This window comes from Bacteroides faecis, assembly GCF_020091505.1.
Taxonomy (GTDB): Bacteria; Bacteroidota; Bacteroidia; order Bacteroidales; family Bacteroidaceae; genus Bacteroides; species Bacteroides faecis.
In genome coordinates, this window is record NZ_CP081916.1 from 5505875 (window position 1) to 5527111 (window position 21237).

At 44.5% G+C, this 21237-nt stretch carries 16 protein-coding genes and 1 tRNA gene; 7 read left to right on the top strand and 10 right to left on the bottom strand.

The window, feature by feature from the left end; all coding sequences use genetic code 11:
- Positions 1-77: 77 nt before the first annotated feature.
- From K6V30_RS21830 to K6V30_RS21840, 3 genes are all read left to right on the top strand, one after another.
- Complete coding sequence (locus tag K6V30_RS21830; RefSeq protein ID WP_070612734.1) at positions 78-4034, top strand: hybrid sensor histidine kinase/response regulator transcription factor; 3957 nt, start codon at positions 78-80, stop codon at positions 4032-4034.
- Positions 4035-4079: 45 nt separating this feature from the next.
- Positions 4080-5609: an arylsulfatase gene (locus K6V30_RS21835; protein WP_010538887.1), complete on the top strand. Its 1530-nt coding sequence runs from the start codon at positions 4080-4082 to the stop codon at positions 5607-5609.
- A gap of 244 nt (positions 5610-5853) precedes the next feature.
- Positions 5854-7515 (top strand): IS1182-like element ISBthe2 family transposase, encoded by a 1662-nt coding sequence (locus tag K6V30_RS21840; RefSeq protein ID WP_224207187.1) that lies wholly within the window; start codon positions 5854-5856, stop codon positions 7513-7515.
- A gap of 154 nt (positions 7516-7669) precedes the next feature.
- Here K6V30_RS21840 and fsa read toward each other — a convergent pair whose 3' ends face one another.
- The 3 genes from fsa to gpmA form a co-directional block, all read right to left on the bottom strand.
- Positions 7670-8326 (bottom strand): fructose-6-phosphate aldolase, encoded by a 657-nt coding sequence (gene fsa, locus K6V30_RS21845; protein ID WP_010538888.1) that lies wholly within the window; start codon positions 8324-8326, stop codon positions 7670-7672.
- 67 nt (positions 8327-8393) lie between these two features.
- A complete protein-coding gene (locus K6V30_RS21850; RefSeq protein ID WP_010538889.1) occupies positions 8394-9446 on the bottom strand; it encodes a class I fructose-bisphosphate aldolase in 1053 nt (350 codons plus the stop codon).
- Positions 9447-9497: 51 nt separating this feature from the next.
- Positions 9498-10244 carry a 2,3-diphosphoglycerate-dependent phosphoglycerate mutase gene (gene gpmA, locus K6V30_RS21855; protein WP_055270185.1) on the bottom strand — a complete coding sequence of 249 codons (747 nt, stop codon included), beginning with the start codon at positions 10242-10244 and terminating at the stop codon, positions 9498-9500.
- 178 nt (positions 10245-10422) lie between these two features.
- On the opposite strand from gpmA, the gene K6V30_RS21860 reads away from it, so the two are divergent.
- Positions 10423-12288: a PAS domain-containing sensor histidine kinase gene (locus K6V30_RS21860; RefSeq protein ID WP_171033364.1), complete on the top strand. Its 1866-nt coding sequence runs from the start codon at positions 10423-10425 to the stop codon at positions 12286-12288.
- Between the two features lie 92 nt (positions 12289-12380).
- Here the strand turns inward: K6V30_RS21860 and K6V30_RS21865 are convergent, their stop codons facing one another.
- The 4 genes from K6V30_RS21865 to K6V30_RS21880 form a co-directional block, all read right to left on the bottom strand.
- Positions 12381-13835 carry an ATP-binding cassette domain-containing protein gene (locus K6V30_RS21865; RefSeq protein ID WP_055270187.1) on the bottom strand — a complete coding sequence of 485 codons (1455 nt, stop codon included), beginning with the start codon at positions 13833-13835 and terminating at the stop codon, positions 12381-12383.
- A gap of 21 nt (positions 13836-13856) precedes the next feature.
- On the bottom strand, positions 13857-15863 hold the full coding sequence (gene pulA, locus K6V30_RS21870; RefSeq protein ID WP_055270189.1) for a type I pullulanase: 2007 nt from the start codon (positions 15861-15863) through the stop codon (positions 13857-13859).
- Positions 15864-15947: 84 nt separating this feature from the next.
- Positions 15948-16514 (bottom strand): crossover junction endodeoxyribonuclease RuvC, encoded by a 567-nt coding sequence (gene ruvC / locus K6V30_RS21875; protein ID WP_055270191.1) that lies wholly within the window; start codon positions 16512-16514, stop codon positions 15948-15950.
- Complete coding sequence (locus tag K6V30_RS21880) at positions 16511-16813, bottom strand: DUF4286 family protein (protein ID WP_010538895.1); 303 nt, start codon at positions 16811-16813, stop codon at positions 16511-16513. The genes ruvC and K6V30_RS21880 overlap by 4 nt, the downstream gene beginning before the upstream one ends.
- 119 nt (positions 16814-16932) lie before the next feature.
- Between K6V30_RS21880 and K6V30_RS21885 the strand changes: the two genes are divergently transcribed.
- Positions 16933-17006 (top strand) — tRNA-Ala (locus K6V30_RS21885).
- A gap of 71 nt (positions 17007-17077) precedes the next feature.
- On the opposite strand, the gene K6V30_RS21890 is transcribed toward K6V30_RS21885, so the two are convergent.
- Positions 17078-17854 (bottom strand): Cof-type HAD-IIB family hydrolase, encoded by a 777-nt coding sequence (locus K6V30_RS21890; protein ID WP_029425643.1) that lies wholly within the window; start codon positions 17852-17854, stop codon positions 17078-17080.
- 239 nt (positions 17855-18093) lie between these two features.
- On the opposite strand from K6V30_RS21890, the gene K6V30_RS21895 reads away from it, so the two are divergent.
- Entirely contained in the window at positions 18094-18624 is a 531-nt protein-coding gene (locus tag K6V30_RS21895; RefSeq protein WP_010538897.1) for a hypothetical protein, read from the top strand.
- Positions 18625-18653: 29 nt separating this feature from the next.
- On the opposite strand, the gene K6V30_RS21900 is transcribed toward K6V30_RS21895, so the two are convergent.
- On the bottom strand, positions 18654-18866 hold the full coding sequence (locus K6V30_RS21900; RefSeq protein ID WP_010538898.1) for a hypothetical protein: 213 nt from the start codon (positions 18864-18866) through the stop codon (positions 18654-18656).
- Positions 18867-18929: 63 nt separating this feature from the next.
- Entirely contained in the window at positions 18930-19976 is a 1047-nt protein-coding gene (locus K6V30_RS21905) for an energy transducer TonB (protein ID WP_055270193.1), read from the bottom strand.
- A gap of 122 nt (positions 19977-20098) precedes the next feature.
- Between K6V30_RS21905 and pheS the strand changes: the two genes are divergently transcribed.
- Positions 20099-21118, top strand: a complete 1020-nt coding sequence (gene pheS / locus K6V30_RS21910; protein WP_055221940.1) for a phenylalanine--tRNA ligase subunit alpha — start codon at positions 20099-20101, stop codon at positions 21116-21118.
- The last annotated feature ends 119 nt before the right edge of the window (positions 21119-21237 follow it).

The window sequence follows — 21237 nt, forward strand, 5'->3', positions numbered from 1 at the left end:
CCAAAAACTCTTTGTACATTCTACTCATTATTCATCCGAATGCATTATCTTTGCTTCTGTTTACTCGACCTAATCTCATGAAAACAAGACTCTATATCGTCCTATGCATCGCATTCATCATACAAATGGCCGGTGTCCTTCCTTTACAGGCAGGGCATTACTATTACAAGCAGATCTCCCTGAAGGAAGGTCTTCCTTCTACCGTCCGGTGTATCCTTACGGATGAACAGGGATTTGTGTGGATAGGCACCCGTTCCGGCTTGGGACGGTTCGACGGTCATGAGCTGAAGAAATATACCCATCAGGCGAACGATCCGCATTCACTGCCCCACGACCTCATCCTTCAGATTGTAGAAGACCGGCAATACAATATCTGGATTCTGACGGACAAAGGAGTGGCACGCTACCAGCGGCAAAGTGACGATTTCTACCTGCCAACCGATGAGAAAGGGAAAAATATTACGGCATATTCCGCCTGTACCACCCCGGACGGTATTTTATTCGGAGCCAAAAACAAGATTTACTTTTATAACTACCGGGACACCTCTTTCCACCTGCTGCAGGAATTTGACCAGACGGACCTTCCCAACTTCAACGTCACAATTCTCAGCCTTTGGGACGAACACACCGCACTTTGTTGCAGCCGGTGGCAAGGTCTGCTCCTGCTCGACCTGAAAACAGGAAAATGCAGCCGTCCTCCTTTCGACTGCGGAAAGGAAATTATGAGTATGATCATCGACTCGAAAAACCGGATATGGATTGCCCCCTACAATAACGGACTCTATTGCTTCGACCGGAACGGAAAACAACTGGCATCATACACCACCCACAACTCATCCCTGAGCAACAACGTCATACTCAGCCTTGCCGAACGGGAGAATAAACTGTGGATCGGAACGGACGGAGGCGGCATCAACGTACTCGAACCGGAAACCGGACAGCTTTCCCTGCTGGAGCACATCCCCGGAAGAGACAACTATTCACTCCCCGCCAACTCCATTCTGTGCCTCTACAACGACCAGAACAACAATATGTGGGCCGGAAGTATCCGTAACGGACTGATCAGCATCCGCGAAGTGTCGATGGTGACCTACACGGACGTAGTGCCGGGCAACAACCGGGGACTGAGCAACAACACCGTTCTCAGCCTTTACCAGGAGTCTGATGATAAAATATGGATCGGAACAGACGGCGGCGGAGTCAATCTTTTCAATCCTCTCACAGAGAAGTTTACCCATTATCTCTCGACATGGGAAGACAAGGTGGCATCCATCTGCCAGTTTACTCCCGGTAAACTGCTGATTTCCCTTTTCTCACAAGGAGTATTCGTATTCAATCCGTCTACGGGAGAAAAGCAGCCATTCACCATCATAGATACGCCAACCACCACACGCCTCTGTAACCGGGGAAAGACTGTCAATCTCTACCAGAACAGCCCTAACAGCGTGCTGCTTCTCGGAGATCACGTCTATCAGTACGACCTGAACAAACGTACCTTTTCCATCGCAACCGAACAGGAGGGACAAGACATTATCGGCACACTTCTCCCCATCGCCAACCACGGAGATTACACCTACCTGAATGACACCAAGCGTATCTACCGGCTGGACAATCGCAGCAATGAACTAAAGCCCTTGTTCCGGTGCTATAATGATACGGTCATCAATTCCGTCTCGCGCGATGAATACGGAGATTTCTGGATAGGAAGTAATTATGGGCTCACCCACTATGATCCCACGACCCGAAAACGGACTCCTTTTGCCACCAACCTATTCACGGAAGTGACACTCATCGTATGCGACCAGCAAGGCAAGGTATGGTTTGGCACAAACGATATGCTTTTCGCCCGGCTGATCAAAGAAAAGAAATTTGTACTGTTCGGCGAATCGGACGGTGCCATTCAGAACGAATATCTCTCCAAACCCCGTTTGCTGAGCAAACGCGGAAACGTCTACATGGGAGGCGTCAAAGGGCTGCTCTATATCAACAGCAAACTGCCCCTGCTTACCTCCGAATCTCCTAAATTACAATTATCGGATGTGATCGTCAACGGAGAATCCGCCAACAACGAACTGAGTGGTAACCCGACCGGGATTTCCGTTCCCTGGAACAGCAATATAAGCATCCGCATCATGTCAAAGGAAGAGGATATTTTCCGGCAGAAAGTGTACCGGTATCAGATAGAAGGACTGAACGATCAGCAGATCGAATCGTACAATCCGGAACTGGTCATCCGCTCGCTCCCACCGGGCGATTATCAGATTATGGCTTCCTGCACGGCCAAAGACGGCAGCTGGATTCCCAGTCAGCAAGTACTGGAACTGACCGTACTCCCGCCCTGGTACCGTACCTGGTGGTTCACACTGGGGTGTGCCCTGCTCGCCACCGGCATCATAGTCGAGATGTTCCGGAGAACACTGAAACGGAAAGAAGACAAGTTGAAATGGGCCATGAAGGAACACGAGCAACAGGTGTATGAGGAGAAAGTGCGTTTCCTGATCAACATCAGCCACGAACTACGTACCCCGCTGACACTGATTCACGCTCCACTCAGCCGGATATTGAAATCCCTGTCTCCGGGAGATACGCAATACCTGCCACTGAAAGCGATCTACCGGCAGTCCCAACGAATGAAGAATCTGATTAATATGGTGCTTGATGTCCGTAAGATGGAAGTGGGAGAAAGCAAATTGATCATACAGCCGCATCCGCTCAACGAATGGATCGAACAGGTATCACAAGATTTTGTCAGCGAAGGCGAAGCGAAAAATATACATATTCATTACCAGCTCGACCCACGCATCGAAACCGTGAGTTTCGATAAGGACAAGTGTGAAATCATCCTGAGCAATCTGCTTATCAATGCACTGAAACACAGCCCGCAAGATACGAGAATCACCATTTCCTCCGAATTGCTGTCCGAAGAAAAAAGAATACGCGTCTCCATTACCGATCAGGGATGCGGCCTGCAACAGGTGGACACCCATAAGCTCTTCACCCGCTTTTATCAGGGTATGGGAGAACAGAGCGGAACCGGTATCGGGCTGTCTTACTCCAAGATTCTGGTAGAACTGCACGGCGGCTCTATCGGTGCACGTGACAATTCGGAATCGGGAGCTACCTTCTTCTTCGAACTGCCGCTGAAACAAGAGTCGGAAGAGATTATCTGCCAGCCCAAAGCCTATCTGAATGAACTGATGAGTGACGACAGCAGCAAACAGCTACAAGAGGAAGACAGTTTTGACACCACTCCATATAGTATTCTGGTAGTAGACGACAATCCCGACCTGACAGACTTCCTGAAAAAAGCGCTGGGTGAATACTTCAAACGGATATTGATTGCCGCGGATGGCGCAGAAGCACTGCAACTGATCAGAAGCCATACTCCCGATATCATCGTCAGCGACGTCATGATGCCCCGGATGAACGGATATGAGCTTTGCAAAAACATAAAGGAAGACATTACGATCAGTCACATCCCCGTCATCCTGCTGACAGCGAGAGACGACAAACAAAGCCAGATGAGCGGCTACAAGAATGGGGCGGATGCCTATCTGACCAAACCGTTCGAAGTGGAAATGCTGATGGAGCTGATCCGTAACCGGTTGAAAAACCGTGAACACACCAAGAAAAGATACCTGAGTGCAGGATTGATCCCCGCTCCGGAAGAAAGCACGTTCAGCCAGGCAGATGAAACTTTCCTGCTCAAACTGAACAAGATCATTCAGGAGAACCTGGACAACAGTCAGTTGGACATACCCTTCATCTGCAAAGAAATCGGTATGAGCCGGGCTTCCCTCTACAACAAACTGAAAGCGCTCACGGATATGGGAGCGAATGACTATATCAATAAGTTCCGGATGGAGCAAGCGATGATACTGATCACCAGCACGGAAATGTCATTCACGGAAATCGCGGAAAAAGTGGGATTCACGACGTCCCGCTATTTCAGTACCGCTTTCAAACAGTACACGGGAGAAACCCCGACCCAATATAAGGAGAAACATAAAAAAGAAACAGCCAAAGACGATTAATCAACAAAACCCCTGATATATAAATATCTTAACACATTATTTTTTATGGATTACAAATTATTTTCTTTAGTAAGCGGCACGCTTATTCTTTCAGGTCTGTCTGCCAATGCGCAGAAAAACAACACAAAGCCGAATATCCTTTTCATCCTCTGCGATGATATGGGATACGGTGATCTGGGATGTTACGGTCAGCCATACATCCGCACCCCCCATCTAGATGCGATGGCAAGCGAAGGCATGCGCTTCACACAGGCATACGCAGGAAGTCCTGTCAGTGCTCCTTCCAGAGCCTCCTTTATGACAGGACAGCATACAGGACACTGCGAAGTACGAGGTAACAAGGAATATTGGACGAGTGCGCCTACAATCATGTATGGCAATAATAAGGAGTATGCAGTAGTGGGGCAACATCCTTACGATCCCGACCACATCATCTTACCCGAAATAATGAAGGAGAACGGATACGCTACCGGCATGTTCGGCAAATGGGCGGGAGGCTACGAAGGTTCCTGTTCTACTCCGGACAAACGTGGAGTGGATGAATACTACGGCTACATCTGCCAGTTCCAGGCCCACCTCTACTATCCTAACTTCCTCAACCGCTACAGCAAGGCACTGGGTGATACGGGAGTGGTACGTGTCGTTATGGACGAGAACATCAAGTATCCGATGTACGGCCCCGATTATCATAAGCGTCCGCAATATTCCGCCGACATGATTCACGAGAAAGCGATGGAATGGCTGGACGGACAGGACGGCAAGCAACCTTTCTTCGGAGTACTAACTTACACCCTTCCCCATGCGGAACTGGTTCAGCCGGAAGATTCTATCTTAAATGAATACAAGGAGAAGTTCAATCCGGACAAGAGCTATGGCGGCAGCGAAGGATCACGATACAATGCGATCACACATGTACACGCACAGTTTGCGGGAATGATTACCCGACTGGACTATTACGTAGGAGAAGTGCTGAAAAAGCTGAAAGAGAAGGGACTGGACGAGAATACACTGGTCATTTTCTCCAGTGACAACGGCCCTCACGAAGAAGGAGGAGCCGATCCTACATTCTTCGGCAGAGACGGTAAACTACGTGGTTTGAAACGCCAGTGCTACGAAGGAGGTATCCGTATTCCATTTATCGCCCGTTGGCCGGGACACGTACCCGCAGGTACAGTGAACGATCACATCTGCGCATTCTACGATCTGATGCCTACTTTCTGCGAGATCATCGGAGAAAAAAACTACGTAAAGAAATATACCAACAAGAACAAAGAAGTGGATTACTTCGACGGCATTTCCTTCGCCCCGACCTTGCTGGGAAAGAAAAAGCAGAAAGAACATGACTTCCTATATTGGGAGTTCAATGAAACAAACCAGATCGGCGTGCGTATGGGAGACTGGAAAATAGTAGTGAAGAAAGGTGTACCTTTCCTTTACAATCTGGCTACGGACATTCACGAAGACAACAATGTGGCCGACCAGCATCCGGAGATTGTAGAAAAAATGAAGACAATTATCTTTGCACAGCATACACCTAACCCTTATTTTTCTGTTACACTGCCGGAGAAGAAATAAGATAATCAGACAACGACAAATCATTATTCATAAGGTTTGGTTAGGAATGTAAGAACAAAAATGTAACTTTGCCATAACGAAAAACTTATTCCTAAAGTTACAAATACTTTACTTTGGGAAACAACAAGAGGTTGTGTCAAAACGCTGGCACAACCTTTTTTTATGCACAAAGCCCAGACTTTCACAAGCCCGGGCTTTGTTATTACCCAAAGTTTTTGTATCTTTAGGCATAAAGTTTTTCGTTATGGCAAAGTTACATTTTCGTCCTTACATTCCCAACCAAACAGTTCTTTTTCCCGGAAGAATTGATGAAAACATAGCAGCGAACGATCCGGTTCGCATAGTTAATACTGTTGTTGATAATCTCAATCTTGACAATTTCAAGAAGCTTTATAAAGCAACCGGTCGCTGTCCTTATCATCCTAAAATGATGCTTAAGGTGATTATCTACGCCTACATGAACAATATCTATTCGTGCCGCAAAATAGAGAATCTTCTCCTACGTGATATTCATTATATCTGGCTTTCCGGTAATGAACATCCGGATTTTATTACCATCAACCGTTTTCGAAACCGTGTAAAAGAGGAAATAAATACCGTATTCACGCAGTTGGTTCTTGTCCTTGCCGACAAAGGTTTCATCAGCCTTGACGTAGAGTATATCGACGGTACCAAGATTGAGTCCAAAGCCAACAAATATACTTTTGTCTGGCGCAAGACAGTCGAAAAGAACCGTACAAAGCTGATGGATAAGATCCGCATTCTCCTGGAGCAGGTGGATGAAGTCATAGCCCAAGAGAACTCCATGAAAGATACACCCGTAGAGTTCACTCCCGCCATGCTCTCAGATATAGTGAATGAACTTAAAGAGGTGCTGGAACACCAGCCTGTAACAAAGGACAAGGAACAAAAGAAGGTCATCCGGGAAAAGAAGAAACAGGTCCGGGAACTTGAGGAGTACCGTGACAAGTTGATAGAATACGACAACCATCTTGATACTCTTGGAGAACGCAACTCCTACTCCAAGACCGATCCTGATGCCACCTTCATGCGCATGAAAGAAGACGCCATGAGAAACGGACAGACCAAACCCGGATATAATCTGCAAATAGGTACCGAGAACCAATTCCTCATAGACTTCCGACTGTTTCCCAACCCAACCGACACACTGACCCTCATACCTTTCTTCCACTCCTTTGAGCAACGCTATAACCGCTTACCAACTGTCGGTGTGGCAGACTCCGGTTACGGCTCGGAAGAAAATTATCGGTTCATGCAAGATAATGGGATAGAAGCCTTTGTCAAGTACAACTACTTCCATAAAGAACAGCGTCCCCGTTATACCCCCAATCCATTCCATGCGGAGAGTCTCCATTACAATGCGGGGGAGGATTATTACGTTTGTCCTATGGGGCAGCACATGAACCGTATAGGAACTAGACGTGACAAAACAGCAAGCGGATACATCACCGAAAGTGCCCGATATAAAGCACAAAGATGTGAAGGGTGTCCTTTGTGTGGCAGTTGCTTTAAAGCTCGGGGGAACCGTATGATAGAAGTCAACCACCGGTTAAACCAATACAAACGGCAGGCACGGGAAAGGTTACTCTCGGAAGAAGGCATCAGGCATAGGGGAAGGCGATGTATAGAACCGGAAGCAGTTTTTGGACAAATGAAACACAACATGGCATACAAAAGGTTCCGGCATGTGGGAGAAGACAAGGTTACAATGGACTTTGCCTTCTTTGCTATAGCTTTTAATATCAAAAAGATGTGTACAAAACTACTAAAAGCAGGAAAGAGAAGGAGTGCACACACTATATTTATCTTTATCAGACCACGTGTGACTCAAAATACGACGAATATTAAGCCTTATTACCTAATTACTGAAAAAATAGTCGCATAGACAAAAAAGAGGAACGACTATTTTATATGAAAAAAAGAAGGGGATGTGCCTTAGTTTTGACACAGCCCCTTGTGCAAAAAAAGGGATATGTCAGTTGTGACACATCCCACTCTATCCATATAATTTGGAAGAAAACCTAGTTTCTCAAACCGGATTATCCATTTACCTTTTTATAATCTTCCAGGAACTTTTTCAGTCCTGAATCAGTCAACGGATGATTCAACAGCCCTTTGATGGCACTCAACGGACATGTAGCCACATCTGCCCCCACTTCCACACATTCGATAATGTGTTTCGTATTGCGGATGGAAGCTGCCAATACCTGAGTCTTGTAATCATAGGTACGATACATACGTACTATATCGCCGACAAGCCCTACCCCATCTTCACAAATATCGTCCAGACGTCCGACAAAAGGAGAAACATAGGTAGCTCCGGCTTTTGCCGCCAGCAATGCCTGTCCTATGGAAAAGACCAGTGTACAGTTCGTCCGAATTCCTTTTTCTGTAAAGTACTTGATAGCTTTGATACCATCGGCAATGCAAGGCACTTTTACAACAATATGCGGATTTAGTGCGGCAAGCTCTTCCCCTTCACGGATCATCCCTTCATAATCCGTTGCTATTACTTCCGCACTCACGTCAGCATTGACAATCTTGCATATCTTAATGTAATGTTCACGTTGATTCTCCGTACCTTTAATGCCTTCTTTCGCCATCAGCGAAGGATTGGTAGTCACTCCGTCAAGTACTCCGAGGTCATACGCCTCCTGAATCTGCTCCAAATTGGCTGTGTCAATAAAAAACTTCATAACTCTAATTTTTAATGGTTAACTATCTGGTAGTCAAAGATAAGAATTAATTCTTATCTTTCCTAGATCAGGCAATGGTTATTGCCGGATCGAGGTAAACATCCTGGATAGCGTTTAATAATTCAACACCTTTATTCATCGGCTTCTGGAAAGCCTTACGTCCACTGATCAATCCCATGCCACCGGCACGCTTATTGACAACAGCTGTTATGACCGCATCGCGCAAATCGGAAGCACCATGAGATTCACCGCCGGAATTGATCAATCCGACACGTCCCATATAACCGTTTGCCACCTGATAGCGACAGAGGTCAATCGGATGTTCCGTAGCAAGATCTGTATACATGCGTTCGTCTGTCTTACCGAAACCGATTGCTTTAAAACCACCATTATTAGTAGGAAGTTTTTGCTTTACAATATCTGCTTTGATCGTAACGCCAAGACGATTAGCCTGTCCGGTCAGGTCGGCAGCAGCGTGATAATCCACACCACCTTTTTTGAAGTCACTATTGCGCAGGTAACACCACAAAATGGTAACCATACCCAACTCATGAGCATACTCAAAAGCCTCCGCAATCTCTACCAACTGACGACGGCTCTGTTCGGAACCGAAATAAATGGTAGCACCTACAGCCGCAGCTCCCATATTCCAAGCTTCTTTGACCGTGCCGAACATGACCTGATCGTATGAATTAGGATAGGTCAGCAATTCGTTGTGATTCAGTTTAACTACAAAAGGAATCTTATGGGCATATTTGCGTGCAACTGACCCCAAAATGCCGAATGTAGAAGCGACCGCATTACAACCGCCTTCGATAGCCAACTTCACAATATTCTCCGGATCGAAATAAATAGGATTCGGAGCAAAAGATGCTCCGGCTGTATGCTCGATATCCTGATCGACAGGAAGAATGGACACATAACCGGTATTTGCCAGACGTCCGTGTCCAAGAATAGCCTGTAAGCTATTCAACACTTTGATATTGCGGTCCGAATCAATCCAGACTTTATCGATAGTATCCGGTGAGGGTATATAAATCAACGATTTATCAATGGTCTTACAGGTGTGGTCCAGATAATAACTGGTCTTATCTCCTAATAAATCAACTATTTTACTCATAACTTTATTTTTTTAAATGTATAACAATGATATGCAGGCACACAAAGCCTGCTATTTTTTCTTTCCCTGATTGGTTACCGCTTCCATCAGCTTACGGATCTCTTCCGGATTGCCCAGGAAGTAATCGTTGGAAACATTCTGGTTCTCGTCAAACTCGAATACATAAGGAATGGCAGTAGGAAGATTCAACTTGACGATGTCTTCGTCAGAGATATGTTTCAGATGCTTGATAATCCCCCGCAAACTATTGCCATGTGCCACGACCAACAGGGTGTGGGCATCTTTCAAAGCCGGGAATATATCCGATTCCCAATAGGGCATAATACGGTCGATGGTATCTTTCAATGATTCGGTACGCGGCAATTCCGCATCGGGTACTTCGTGGTAGCGGTAATCGAAACGCGGATTTCTCAAATCGGTTTCGGAAAGTGGATTGGGAGCTATATCATAGCTGCGTCGCCAGATCAGCACTTGTTCTTCTCCGTATTTCTCTGCTGTTTCCGCCTTATTGAGCCCTTGCAGATCACCGTAATGCTTCTCATTCAGACGCCAGCTCTTCTCAACAGGAATCCAGTCCAGATTCATTTTGTCAAGTACGCAGTTCAAGGTTTTGACTGCTCTTTTTAGATAAGAAGTGTAGGCTTTATCAAAGTTGAAGCCATATTCCCTCAATGTGACACCCGCCTTTTCAGCTTCAGCAACTCCCTTTTCTGTCAGGTCTACATCCGTCCAACCCGTGAAACGGTTTTCCTTGTTCCAGGCACTCTCTCCATGACGAAGTAATACTATCTTTTTCATTCTTAATGGTCTCCTTTCTTCTGTTTATATATACAACATTTTGCTTCTCTACAAAGTTCACGAAATAATCAGAAGGTATCAATACCTAAAAGTGATGGTTTATTGAAAATTATTCAATAGAAATGACTATTTTTACGAACTAAATAAATATTCAACCGCAGATAAAACAAGTAAACCATTGAAAACGAATAAACAGAAAGAATATACATTCCTGCAAAAATTGCTGAATAAAGCGAATATAGGATGGTGGGAAGCGGACTTAAAAACAGAAAGTTATGTATGTTCCGAGTTCATCTCCCGACTACTTGGGATAGACGAAGACGGGGTGATAAGTTTTGAGGATTTCAATAAGCGTATCTTGCGGGAGGACCAGCATCATACCACCAGCTACTCTTTTGACAAATTGCAACAAACGGTTGAAGAGGTATATCTACTCGACACTCCCCAAGGAGAGGTGTGGATTCGCAGTAAAAGATGTTTTCAGGAAACGGATGAGGAAGGAAACACCAAAATATGTGGAATAGCAGAAACACAGGACAGCCCTCACATGGCTTCCGCCTACCGGGCACTGCACAACAGTGAACGTATTCTGCACAATATCTACAAAAACATCCCTGTCGGCATTGAACTATATAATAAAAACGGAGATCTGATTGACTTAAATAAGAAGGAACTGGAAATGTTCCATATTACTCATAAAGAAAAAATAATTGGCATTAACATTTTTGAGAATCCGGTTCTTCCGGAAGAGATAAAGCCGAAAATCAAAGAAAACGAAGATATTGAATTCACCTTCCAATATGATTTTTCAAAGATCAACGGATATTACGAATCGGAGAAATCATCCGGTTTCCTTAATCTGACAACAAGAATAACAACACTTTATGATCATGCTCGGCAGCCCATTAATTATCTGTTGATAAACGTAGACAAGACGGAAAACACCATCGCCTACAACAAAATTCAGGAATTCAAGAATTTCTTTGAACTGGTAGGCGATTATGCCAAAGTAGGATATGCTCATTTCGACGCATTAAGCCGCGATGGGTATGCCCTGAGCAGCTGGTATAAAAATGTAGGAGAAGAGGAAGGTACACCGTTACCTGAAATTATCGGCATCCATTCTCACTTCCATCCGGAGGACCGGGCTGTCATGCTCGACTTCCTGGCTAAGGTGATAAAAGGTGAAAGTTCGAAATTATGCAGGGATGTACGCATCCGCAGAGCTGACGGAAACTACACATGGACACGGGTGAATGTGCTGGTCCGTAACTATCGACCGCAGGACAACATCATTGAAATGCTGTGTATCAACTTTGACATTACGCAGCTAAAAGAGACCGAACAAATGCTGATCAAAGCCAAGGATAAAGCCGAAGAAGCGGACCGCTTAAAATCTGCCTTCCTTGCCAACATGAGCCATGAGATACGCACTCCGCTCAATGCGATAATCGGCTTTTCGAGTATGCTGGAAGAGGCGGAGGATCAGGAAGAAAAGCATCAGTACATCACGATCATAGAAGATAATAACAAGCTGTTACTTCAGCTTATTTCCGATATTCTCGACTTGTCGAAAATTGAAGCGGGAACTTTTGACATTATTCCCGAAAAAGTGAATGCAAAACAGCTTTGCAGCGATCTGTTTCAGGCTATGCAAATGAAAGCGACTCCACAAGTAGAACTCCGCCTGAAAGATGATTTGCCCGAACTGACCTTCACCAGTGACAAGAACAGATTATATCAGGTATTGCTGAACTTCGTGACGAATGCTTTTAAATTCACTTCCGAAGGAAGCATCACCATCGATTATCAGATAAATGGAAACGAAGTGAAATTCTCTGTTCAGGATACAGGAATGGGAGTAGAACCGGAAAAACAGGAAGCTATCTTCACCCGATTTGTAAAACTCAACAGCTTTATTCCCGGTACGGGACTCGGATTGCCTATCTGCCAGAGTATCGTGACACAACTGGGAGGGAAAATCGGCGTAGAATCAGAACCGGGAAAAGGTTCCTGTTTCTGGTTCACACATCCTATTAATTAAAGAAACAGGATATTCTTTTCAGTTACTCTGCCATTCTTTACCACGTTCAGAATAGCAGAGCGGAACATTGCTTTTCAGACAACCGTCTGTTTCTATCGGTTTCTCTTCAAGAAAAGACGGTCTGTAATAGTGCCCGGCAGTTCCGACTCGTAGTGAGTCACCATAATCATCGTCTTGTCTTTGCGATGGCAGAAGGCTTCAATAATCTTCTTTACCCGACGACGATTATAAGTATCCAGACCGTGAAGCGGTTCATCCAGAATCAGCAGCTCCGGATCTTTAACAAAGGCACGTGCCAGCAACGCCAGGCGTTGTTCTCCACTGGAAAGTTGCAGGAAAGGTTTATCTTTCAATTCGGCGATGCCAAATATATCCATCCACCATTCACAAATAGCCATTTGCTCCGGCTGGGGGCGTTTGTACAATCCGATACTGTCATGAAGACCACTGGCCACGATTTCAATAGCCGGCAGATTCTTGAGATAGGCACGGTGCATCTCCGGACTTACATATCCAATATGTTTTTTAATTTCCCAAATACTCTCTCCTGTTCCTCTCTTTCGTCCGAAAAGGCTGATATCACAAGCATAGGATTGTGGATTATCTGCACAGACAAGGCTTAACAGAGTGGATTTACCGGCTCCGTTTTCACCACTCAATGCCCATTTTTCACCACGGCGCACTGTCCAGTCGAGCTCTTTCAGAATAGTGCGGTCATCATAGCGGATACTGACTTTATTCAGTTTGACTACTTCATCGGAATCATAATTATTTCCATCATAAGGCAAATCAAGTATACGCTGCTGTAACCCATCAAAAGAAACCGCTATATCTCCGGAACGAAAAGCTTCCAGATAGGCATCACGCTCCATCTTAGGGTATACCGTCATTTTATCCACAGGAATCACATGCGTTATAAAGGAAGGGATATCGTCCAGCATCGACAATACCAGAATAATCTGCACGGATGACATCTTTGTCAAACGGTCGAGCAAAGAGAACAGCAACTCACGGGTAGGTGCGTCCAGCCCGATAAACGGATTGTCCATAATCAATACGCGGGGAGCCGTCAGCAGAGTTTTGGTCAGCTGGAATTTACGCAGTTCACCACTGGAAAGAAGGATGATCTTCTTATCGAGCATCGGCTCAATACGAAAGAGTTCAAACAGTTCTTGTTTCAGCTGTTCGTCTTTGATTTCTCCCAGCGTTTCGCGAACATCGGGTGCTTCGTCCTGATCGTGGGCATTCCAGCGTTGCTGATAGTAATAATTAGCATCGGCTGCTCCGTAAGTATCACGAAAAGCGATATATTTTACATTATCATAGACAGTCTGAGTGGCAGAAGGAGAAAAGTCATATTGCAACACTCCTTCACGCAGCGGATATTTCCCAATCAGAGTATCGACAAAAAGACTTTTTCCCCCTCCGTTAGGTCCTACGATTGCAATGTGTTCACCAGCCGAAATGGTTGCCGTGATTGGAGTAGCTAAACGCACTAGCGGGTTGCGTGCCACGCCCCCCGCTATGTTGAATGTATTTTGAATCATATTCTTCTATTCTGTTAGAATTTACTTATATAAAATCAAAGCCGACTGACCGGGAATAATAACTTCCGGCCCGTTTTGTATGCCTAATCCACGCGTATCTATCACTCCGTCTTTACATACAACTGTATATTTACCAAGCGGAACAGCCAGTTTGGCAGGAGTAGGACGAGAATTAAATGCAACGATGATCTCTTCCCAAGGATCTCCATTTGCATGGTCTTTCAGACGGAAAGCAATCAGATTGCTTCCTTCCACGGGAAGAAATTCCAGATGTTTCCGGACCAGAGCGGCATCTCCCATACGGAAAGCCGGATGAGATTTACGCAGGTCGATCAATCGTTTATAGTAAATAAAAACATCACCGTTAGTTGTCTTACGCCGCCAGTCGATGGCATTTACCGCATCCGGACTTTTATAACTATTATCTATGCCTTGCTTGTCACGCATGATTTCCTCTCCGGCATAAATAAACGGAATGCCTTGTGAAGTAAAGACGACGGTCTGTGCCAGTTTATCAAGGCGAATTAGTTGTTCAGGAGTGATGGAGGGCATACTTGCTTTCAGCCGGTCTACCAGGCATAAACCATCGTGACAGGAGACATAACTAATCATTTGCACAGGCTGTTTTGCCCAGGGCTTTTTAGTATAATTTACCGAGTCACAATGTACTTGCGGATGCTCAATGGCTCCTGCTATACCGAACTTTACACTCATCTCTTCTCCCGGAATTCCGGCAAGAAAAGCTCCTTTATGCTTATCACCGACGGGGCCACAAAGTCCGTCACGCAACTCGTCAGAGAAAACAGCCACCTCGGGTATCTGTGCTATATTTCCTTTCATTGCCAGAGAATCAGCCGGATACTGGGGGGCTTCGGCTGCCCATCCTTCTCCATAAATACAGATTGTGGGATCAATCATATTCACCGCCTTCCGGATCTCATTCATCGTTTCGATATCGTGAATTCCCATCAAGTCAAACCGGAAGCCGTCCACATGGTATTCCTTTATCCAATAGAGAACGGATTCCACCATAAACTTACGCATCATAGGGCGTTCGCTGGCAGTCTCATTGCCACATCCTGAACCATTAGCCAGCGATTTATCTTCTTTCTGGCGATAGAAATAACCGGGAACGGTACGTTCGAAATTACTCTCGTCCGTATTGAATGTATGATTGTACACTACATCCATAATCACACGGATACCTGCTTTATGCAATGCCTGTACCATCTGCTTGAACTCCTTCACACGAGTGGCAGGCTGGTAGGGATCGGTGGCATAGGAACCATCCGGCACGTTATAGTTTTGTGGGTCATAGCCCCAGTTATACGAATTTTCATTCAGCTTGGTTTCATCTACCGAAGCATAGTCAAAAGAAGGAAGCAGGTGTACATGTGTCACGCCCAGTTCTATCAGATGGTCGATTCCTGTCAGCAACTTGTCGGAATTCATCGTTCCATGTTCGGTCAGTGCCAGATATTTCCCTTTATGCTTCACACCTGAAGTGGAATCTACCGAAAAATCACGGTAGTGCATCTCATAAATAATCATATCGGCAGCCGACTTCAAAGGGGGACGAATGTCACTCTCCCAACCGTCCGGGTTGGTGGATTGCCAATCAATAATGGCAGCCCGTCTACCGTTCACTCCGACAGCACGAGCATTTATTCCAGGGGTGTCTCCTTTCCACTTGTCATCAATCTTCACATTAAAAGTATAGAACTTGCCGATGAGGTCCTTATTTACTACAGCCGACCACGTACCTTCTTCTCCCGGTTGCATCTTTACCGTTTCATAGGCGTGTCCGCCCTCACCTGCCTCATAAAGCATCAGGCGCACTTCATCTGCCGTAGGCGACCAAAGAATAAACTTTGTTGCCTCCGGTGTATACTCCATTTCAATCAGATTTCCCGTACGAACCGGATATAATTCATAAGACATATATTCCTTTTTCGCAGTAGTACAACTCATTACTGTCGTCACCGTGGTCACCCCCAATATTGCTAAATAATTAGTTCCCATCTTCATACTAAACCTTCCCTGTGGTACTCACATTACCTACAACTTACTTGTTTATTACCTTACTCACTCCACTCCTGTTTCATCGCGAGTTTATTTCACCTTATCGGGATTCTTCGCAATAAAATCTTTCCAGCTACTATACCCTTTTTCCATTGTCGGGCGTCCCATTTGCAGAAAATGACAATAGGCTGCCGCTAAACCGTCCGTTGCATCCATAAAGACAGGCATATCTTCTTTAGGAAAATGAAGCATTCGCTGCAACATGTCTGCCACTTGTTCTTTTGATGCCTGTCCGTTGCCGGTAATAGCCATCTTGATTTTCAAAGGAGCATATTCTGTGATCGGAATATCACGGCTCAATGCTACTGCCATCGCCACTCCCTGAGCACGTCCCAATTTCAGCATGGATTGTACGTTCTTGCCGAAAAACGGCGCTTCAATAGCCAGTTCGTCCGGCAGATAGCTTTCGATGATGCTCAATACCCGTTCGTGAATATGACGCAACTTCAAATAATGATTGGCAAATTTACGCAAATCGATAATACCCATAGCAATCATCTCAGGCTTGGTACCTTTCACACGCAGAATACCATATCCCATAATGGTCGTACCGGGGTCAATACCCAGAATAATCTTTTCTTTTACCGGCTGAATCACTCTACTATCTCCATCAATGTCGGAAATCCGACTACTTTATCCTTGAATATTTTCTTCAGTTCGTCATTCAGTCGTACTCCCTGTTCCATGTGCCAGCGATGCAGCAATCCACTACTTTCTACTTCCCATTGCAGAGAATAAGAACTTCCTTCGTCCCGATGACTCAATATCCGGCAAATACGTGGGGCCTTCAATGTTCCGTGCTTCTGCACTTCAGGTATATAGCTCTCTTTTATCCAAATCAAAAAATTATCGTGAACAGCATCGTCCACCTGAAAAGTTGTATTATAAATCAGCATATCATCGTCCTTTCAATATATTTATTTCCGCAAACATAGCAATTATTTCAGAATATTCCATTATATTTGCGCCAACAAAAGCAAAACGTTTACAAACGTTATGTCAGTTAAGAAAAAACGGGGCGTTAGCTCATCTGGCTAGAGTGCGACACTGGCAGTGTCGAGGTGATCGGTTCGAGTCCGATACGCTCCACAACTTAAAAAGAGTAACTTGTCACAAGTTACTCTTTTTAAGTTAGCCTCCAATCAGCTCCATTATTAATATTAAATTAATCCAAAACGCTTCAACACCTTACAAAGTCCATTATCATCTACCGTATCAGTAACAAAATCGGCAACAGATTTGACTTGTTCGGATGCATTGCCCATAGCTACTCCTATTCCGGCAGCTTTCAGCATAGGAATATCATTACCACCGTCACCACACGCCATTATTTCTAAAGGTTCAATTTTATAATAATCAGCAAATAATGAAAGACCGGCAGCCTTACTTGTTCCCGCAACATTAATATCAGCAAATAAAGGATGCCAGCGAGAGGAGGAAAGAGTGGGCAGAAGCGGCATCACTTTTCTCTCTGTTTCATCATCAAAATAAAAACAAAGCTGGCAGCACTCTTTCTTACCGAACATTTCTTCAATATCTACAACCGGCGGGACCGGATGTTCTACGATTCGGGCAATCTTCTCGACGATAGGGGTAAGACGATTGACAAATATCCCTTCATCCAACTCAAGAGCAACAGCAAAATCAAACTCCCGTGCAATCTCCATTGCTTTCTTAAAATCCTTATCCGGAATCGGACTTCTTCTTATCACAGTACCATCATGCAAAATGCAATCAGCTCCATTCAATGCAATTATTCCATCATACGGTACAGATTCTATTTCACGAAGATCACATGCCGACCTACCGGTAGCTATCACTATTTTTATTCCCCTATCATGAGCTTTCCTAAGAGCGTCAATAGAAGACTGGGATACCGCATGAGTCTCAAAACTCAATAAAGTACCATCTACATCAAGCAATAATGCCTTTATCATAAAATCTACATTTTTAGTTTCTTTCTTCAATTTGGAAACAATCAAAGCTAATAAAGTTCCCCATGTATCTATTAGCAACAAAGTTACTAAAAAAAATTTCATAAAATGCAAGCCTATATCCAAAAGCTAACATAACAAGACGGAAACTGTCATTTTAATATGTTTTCATAGATTAAAAGCTTGTTCATTCATTAATAGCCCTATCTTTACCCTCGATTATTTATTATTAAAATTACATTATGAGAAAAGCAATTTTAGTTTTTGTTGCATCTGCATTTGTATCATTTACATATGCTCAGGATGCAAATTTCGATGTCTACAAAAGAATCGAATCGGATAAGGTGTTGAACCTGTCAGCCGACCAAATTGCAAAAATCAAGAAATTAAACCGGGAAGTTGGAGCTAAATTCAGAGCCATCGGAAAAAGTAATCTGCCGGGGTATGAAAAGGGACAAAGAAAAAGAGCTTTAGCCATTGAACACAAAGCCGCTATCAGGAAAATTCTCATGGAGAATCAAGTCAAGACCTGGGAAAGTCATTACGAAAGCATAGACTACAACGATGGAATGAAGAAAGCCATTAGTGACAGATATGACAATCGTCTAGAACAACTGGAAAAGAAGTTTGAACGGGAAAAAGAAGCTATCGAAGACAGTGACTCACCTAAAGATGTCAAAAAAGAAAAAATCAAAGTCCTCAAGAACAGATACAAGGCAGAAAAAGAACGTTTGAAACAGAAACGCAATGCTGCCAAACACTCAAAAGGGTGATGTGATAAAAAGAAAACCAAAAAGGACCTTTATTCAAGGTCCTTTTTTATTACTTCATCCATTTCTTTGATTCGCTTTTCACGATCCTTAACAGGACCCTCTTTCTTGTCTTTCTTAAAAACATTATCTGCACGGTCAGAAACTTCGTCACTCCATTCCTCAAACTCGTTTGTTGCCGGGCGACCATTCGGTTCGATGTTCTCTTCGGCAATCGAATCATGTCTGTTAATCATATCATCCATATCTTTTCTATTTTAAATTGGTTACGCTAATAATACAATATAAAATAAGAAAAGTTCCGGACTTTAATCTTTTTTGGACAAACCACGCTCACGTACCTGCTCTTTATACAGTTGAGGGCGGAAAGGCACATACAATGTATAAGTACTGTCAGCAGGCTTACCACCCACAAGCGCAGGAGTCCACTTCGGCATTTCCTTCACAATACGAAGAGCTTCTTCCGCAAACTCCGGATGGGTAGATTTCAGAATATGAGGACGAAGAATGACTCCTTCCTTATCTATGGTAAACTCACACAAGGCATATCCTGAAATATTCTTAGCCAACAAATCCGCAGGATAAACCATCCGGGCAGCAACATATTCATTCGGGCAACTATCGGGTAAGTGAGGTAATTCCTCTATCTCCTTGCCTGAAGGGCTCCTCTGCTTCACCCCCACCGAGTAAATACCTACATACACCGGCTTTTTATAAGCATCCGGTTGTTCTTTCGCACGAGTCTCCAATTCTTTCAACAGAGCATTGGCTTCCTCTGCCAACGCTTGTTCGGAGATATTTTCTCCCTGAGACAACATGTAAGCCGACTGGCACACCAACACAAGGCGCTCCATCAAAGTTCCTTTCATCGGCGACCACTTCCGCCCCATGATCTCTTTCCCTTTTGCATCTGTCGAAGAAAAGTAATAAACAACTCCATCCAACCCGGCTGTGGAACCGTCCATATCTTGTATCTGGCTTGTCACCAAACGGGCAATAGCTCCCAAAGACTGGTATAAAGACTGACTGATCGGCACTGATTTCGTTTCTACCTTCACCGTCCCTTTCTCTGCCTGCCAATAGGTGCGCGACAATGTATTTGCAATCAGCAGACAACGCCCGTTCTTCTTCTCTACCGACATTGCATACTCCGGCGAAAAAGAAGGAATTGCCACGTAACGCGCATAAGGAGGCTGTTGAAAACCTGTATTAAGCAAAGAAAATACATTCCGATAATACTCACCCAACTCACCAGTATAGGTAGTAAAAGGCTTCACCGGCTCCAGATAATCAATCTGAGCTGACAGGCGAAACGATAATGTCAATAGTAGAAGAGAAATAACAATCTTTTTCATATGTGCTCCCCGATTTTCGGTACATGTCGGCAACAAAGATACAAATTATTTCGATGGTTCGTGATAAAATTATATCTTTGCACGGTTTTTACTAAGAAACTGAATAACAATACATCAAAAATATGATAGCTAAGATTGAACAACTTCTGAAAGAGGTAGAAGCTTTGCACGCCTCCAATGCCGAAGAACTCGAAGCTCTCCGCATCAAATACCTGAGTAAGAAGGGAGCCATTAACGATTTGATGGCGGATTTCCGTAACGTAGCTGCCGAACAGAAAAAAGAAGTCGGCATGAGACTGAATGAACTGAAAACTAAAGCGCAGGACAAAATCAATGCGCTGAAAGAACAGTTCGAAAGTCAGGATAACAGTTGTGACGGCTTGGACCTGACCCGTTCGGCTTATCCGATAGAACTCGGTACACGTCATCCGATTACGATTGTAAAGAACGAAGTCATCGATATCTTCGCACGCCTGGGATTCAGTATTGCCGAAGGTCCCGAAATTGAAGACGACTGGCATGTATTCTCGGCTCTGAACTTTGCCGAGGATCATCCGGCACGCGATATGCAGGACACATTCTTCATCGAAGCTCATCCGGATGTTGTGCTCCGTACTCATACTTCTTCCGTACAAACCCGTGTGATGGAAACTTCAAAACCTCCTATCCGCATTATCTGTCCGGGACGTGTATACCGTAACGAAGCTATCAGCTACCGTGCACACTGTTTCTTCCATCAGGTAGAAGCATTGTATGTAGACAAAAACGTATCATTCACCGACTTAAAGCAAGTATTGCTGCTTTTCGCTAAAGAAATGTTTGGTGCGGATACTAAAATCCGTCTGCGTCCGTCTTACTTCCCATTTACAGAGCCAAGTGCCGAAATGGATATCAGCTGTAACATCTGTGGCGGTAAAGGTTGTCCGTTCTGCAAACATACCGGCTGGGTGGAAATCCTCGGCTGCGGTATGGTAGATCCGAACGTGCTCGAATCAAACGGCATCGACAGCAAAGTCTACAGTGGATATGCTCTCGGAATGGGTATCGAGCGCATCACTAACCTGAAGTATCAGGTGAAAGACCTTCGTATGTTCTCTGAAAATGATACACGCTTCTTAAAGGAATTCGAAGCGGCCTATTAAGTGCAAATCTACCAGTGTGCCAATGTCCGCGATAAAACCGTCAAACGGTAATCGGGACATTGGCATTCTATCAATATAACAATGACACTAACTGAGGACATTGACTGATTATCTTCATT

Excerpts from the sequence above, each read along its gene's own strand:
- K6V30_RS21830 (WP_070612734.1), top strand. The coding sequence starts at position 78 with ATGAAAACAAGACTCTATATCGTCCTATGCATCGCATTCATCATACAA.
- K6V30_RS21835 (WP_010538887.1), top strand. The coding sequence starts at position 4,080 with ATGGATTACAAATTATTTTCTTTAGTAAGCGGCACGCTTATTCTTTCA.
- K6V30_RS21840 (WP_224207187.1), top strand. The coding sequence starts at position 5,854 with ATGGCAAAGTTACATTTTCGTCCTTACATTCCCAACCAAACAGTTCTT.
- fsa (WP_010538888.1), bottom strand. The coding sequence starts at position 8,326 with ATGAAGTTTTTTATTGACACAGCCAATTTGGAGCAGATTCAGGAGGCG.
- K6V30_RS21850 (WP_010538889.1), bottom strand. The coding sequence starts at position 9,446 with ATGAGTAAAATAGTTGATTTATTAGGAGATAAGACCAGTTATTATCTG.
- gpmA (WP_055270185.1), bottom strand. The coding sequence starts at position 10,244 with ATGAAAAAGATAGTATTACTTCGTCATGGAGAGAGTGCCTGGAACAAG.
- K6V30_RS21865 (WP_055270187.1), bottom strand. The coding sequence starts at position 13,835 with ATGATTCAAAATACATTCAACATAGCGGGGGGCGTGGCACGCAACCCG.
- pulA (WP_055270189.1), bottom strand. The coding sequence starts at position 15,863 with ATGAAGATGGGAACTAATTATTTAGCAATATTGGGGGTGACCACGGTG.
- K6V30_RS21880 (WP_010538895.1), bottom strand. The coding sequence starts at position 16,813 with ATGCTGATTTATAATACAACTTTTCAGGTGGACGATGCTGTTCACGAT.
- K6V30_RS21890 (WP_029425643.1), bottom strand. The coding sequence starts at position 17,854 with ATGATAAAGGCATTATTGCTTGATGTAGATGGTACTTTATTGAGTTTT.
- K6V30_RS21895 (WP_010538897.1), top strand. The coding sequence starts at position 18,094 with ATGAGAAAAGCAATTTTAGTTTTTGTTGCATCTGCATTTGTATCATTT.
- K6V30_RS21900 (WP_010538898.1), bottom strand. The coding sequence starts at position 18,866 with ATGGATGATATGATTAACAGACATGATTCGATTGCCGAAGAGAACATC.
- K6V30_RS21905 (WP_055270193.1), bottom strand. The coding sequence starts at position 19,976 with ATGAAAAAGATTGTTATTTCTCTTCTACTATTGACATTATCGTTTCGC.
- pheS (WP_055221940.1), top strand. The coding sequence starts at position 20,099 with ATGATAGCTAAGATTGAACAACTTCTGAAAGAGGTAGAAGCTTTGCAC.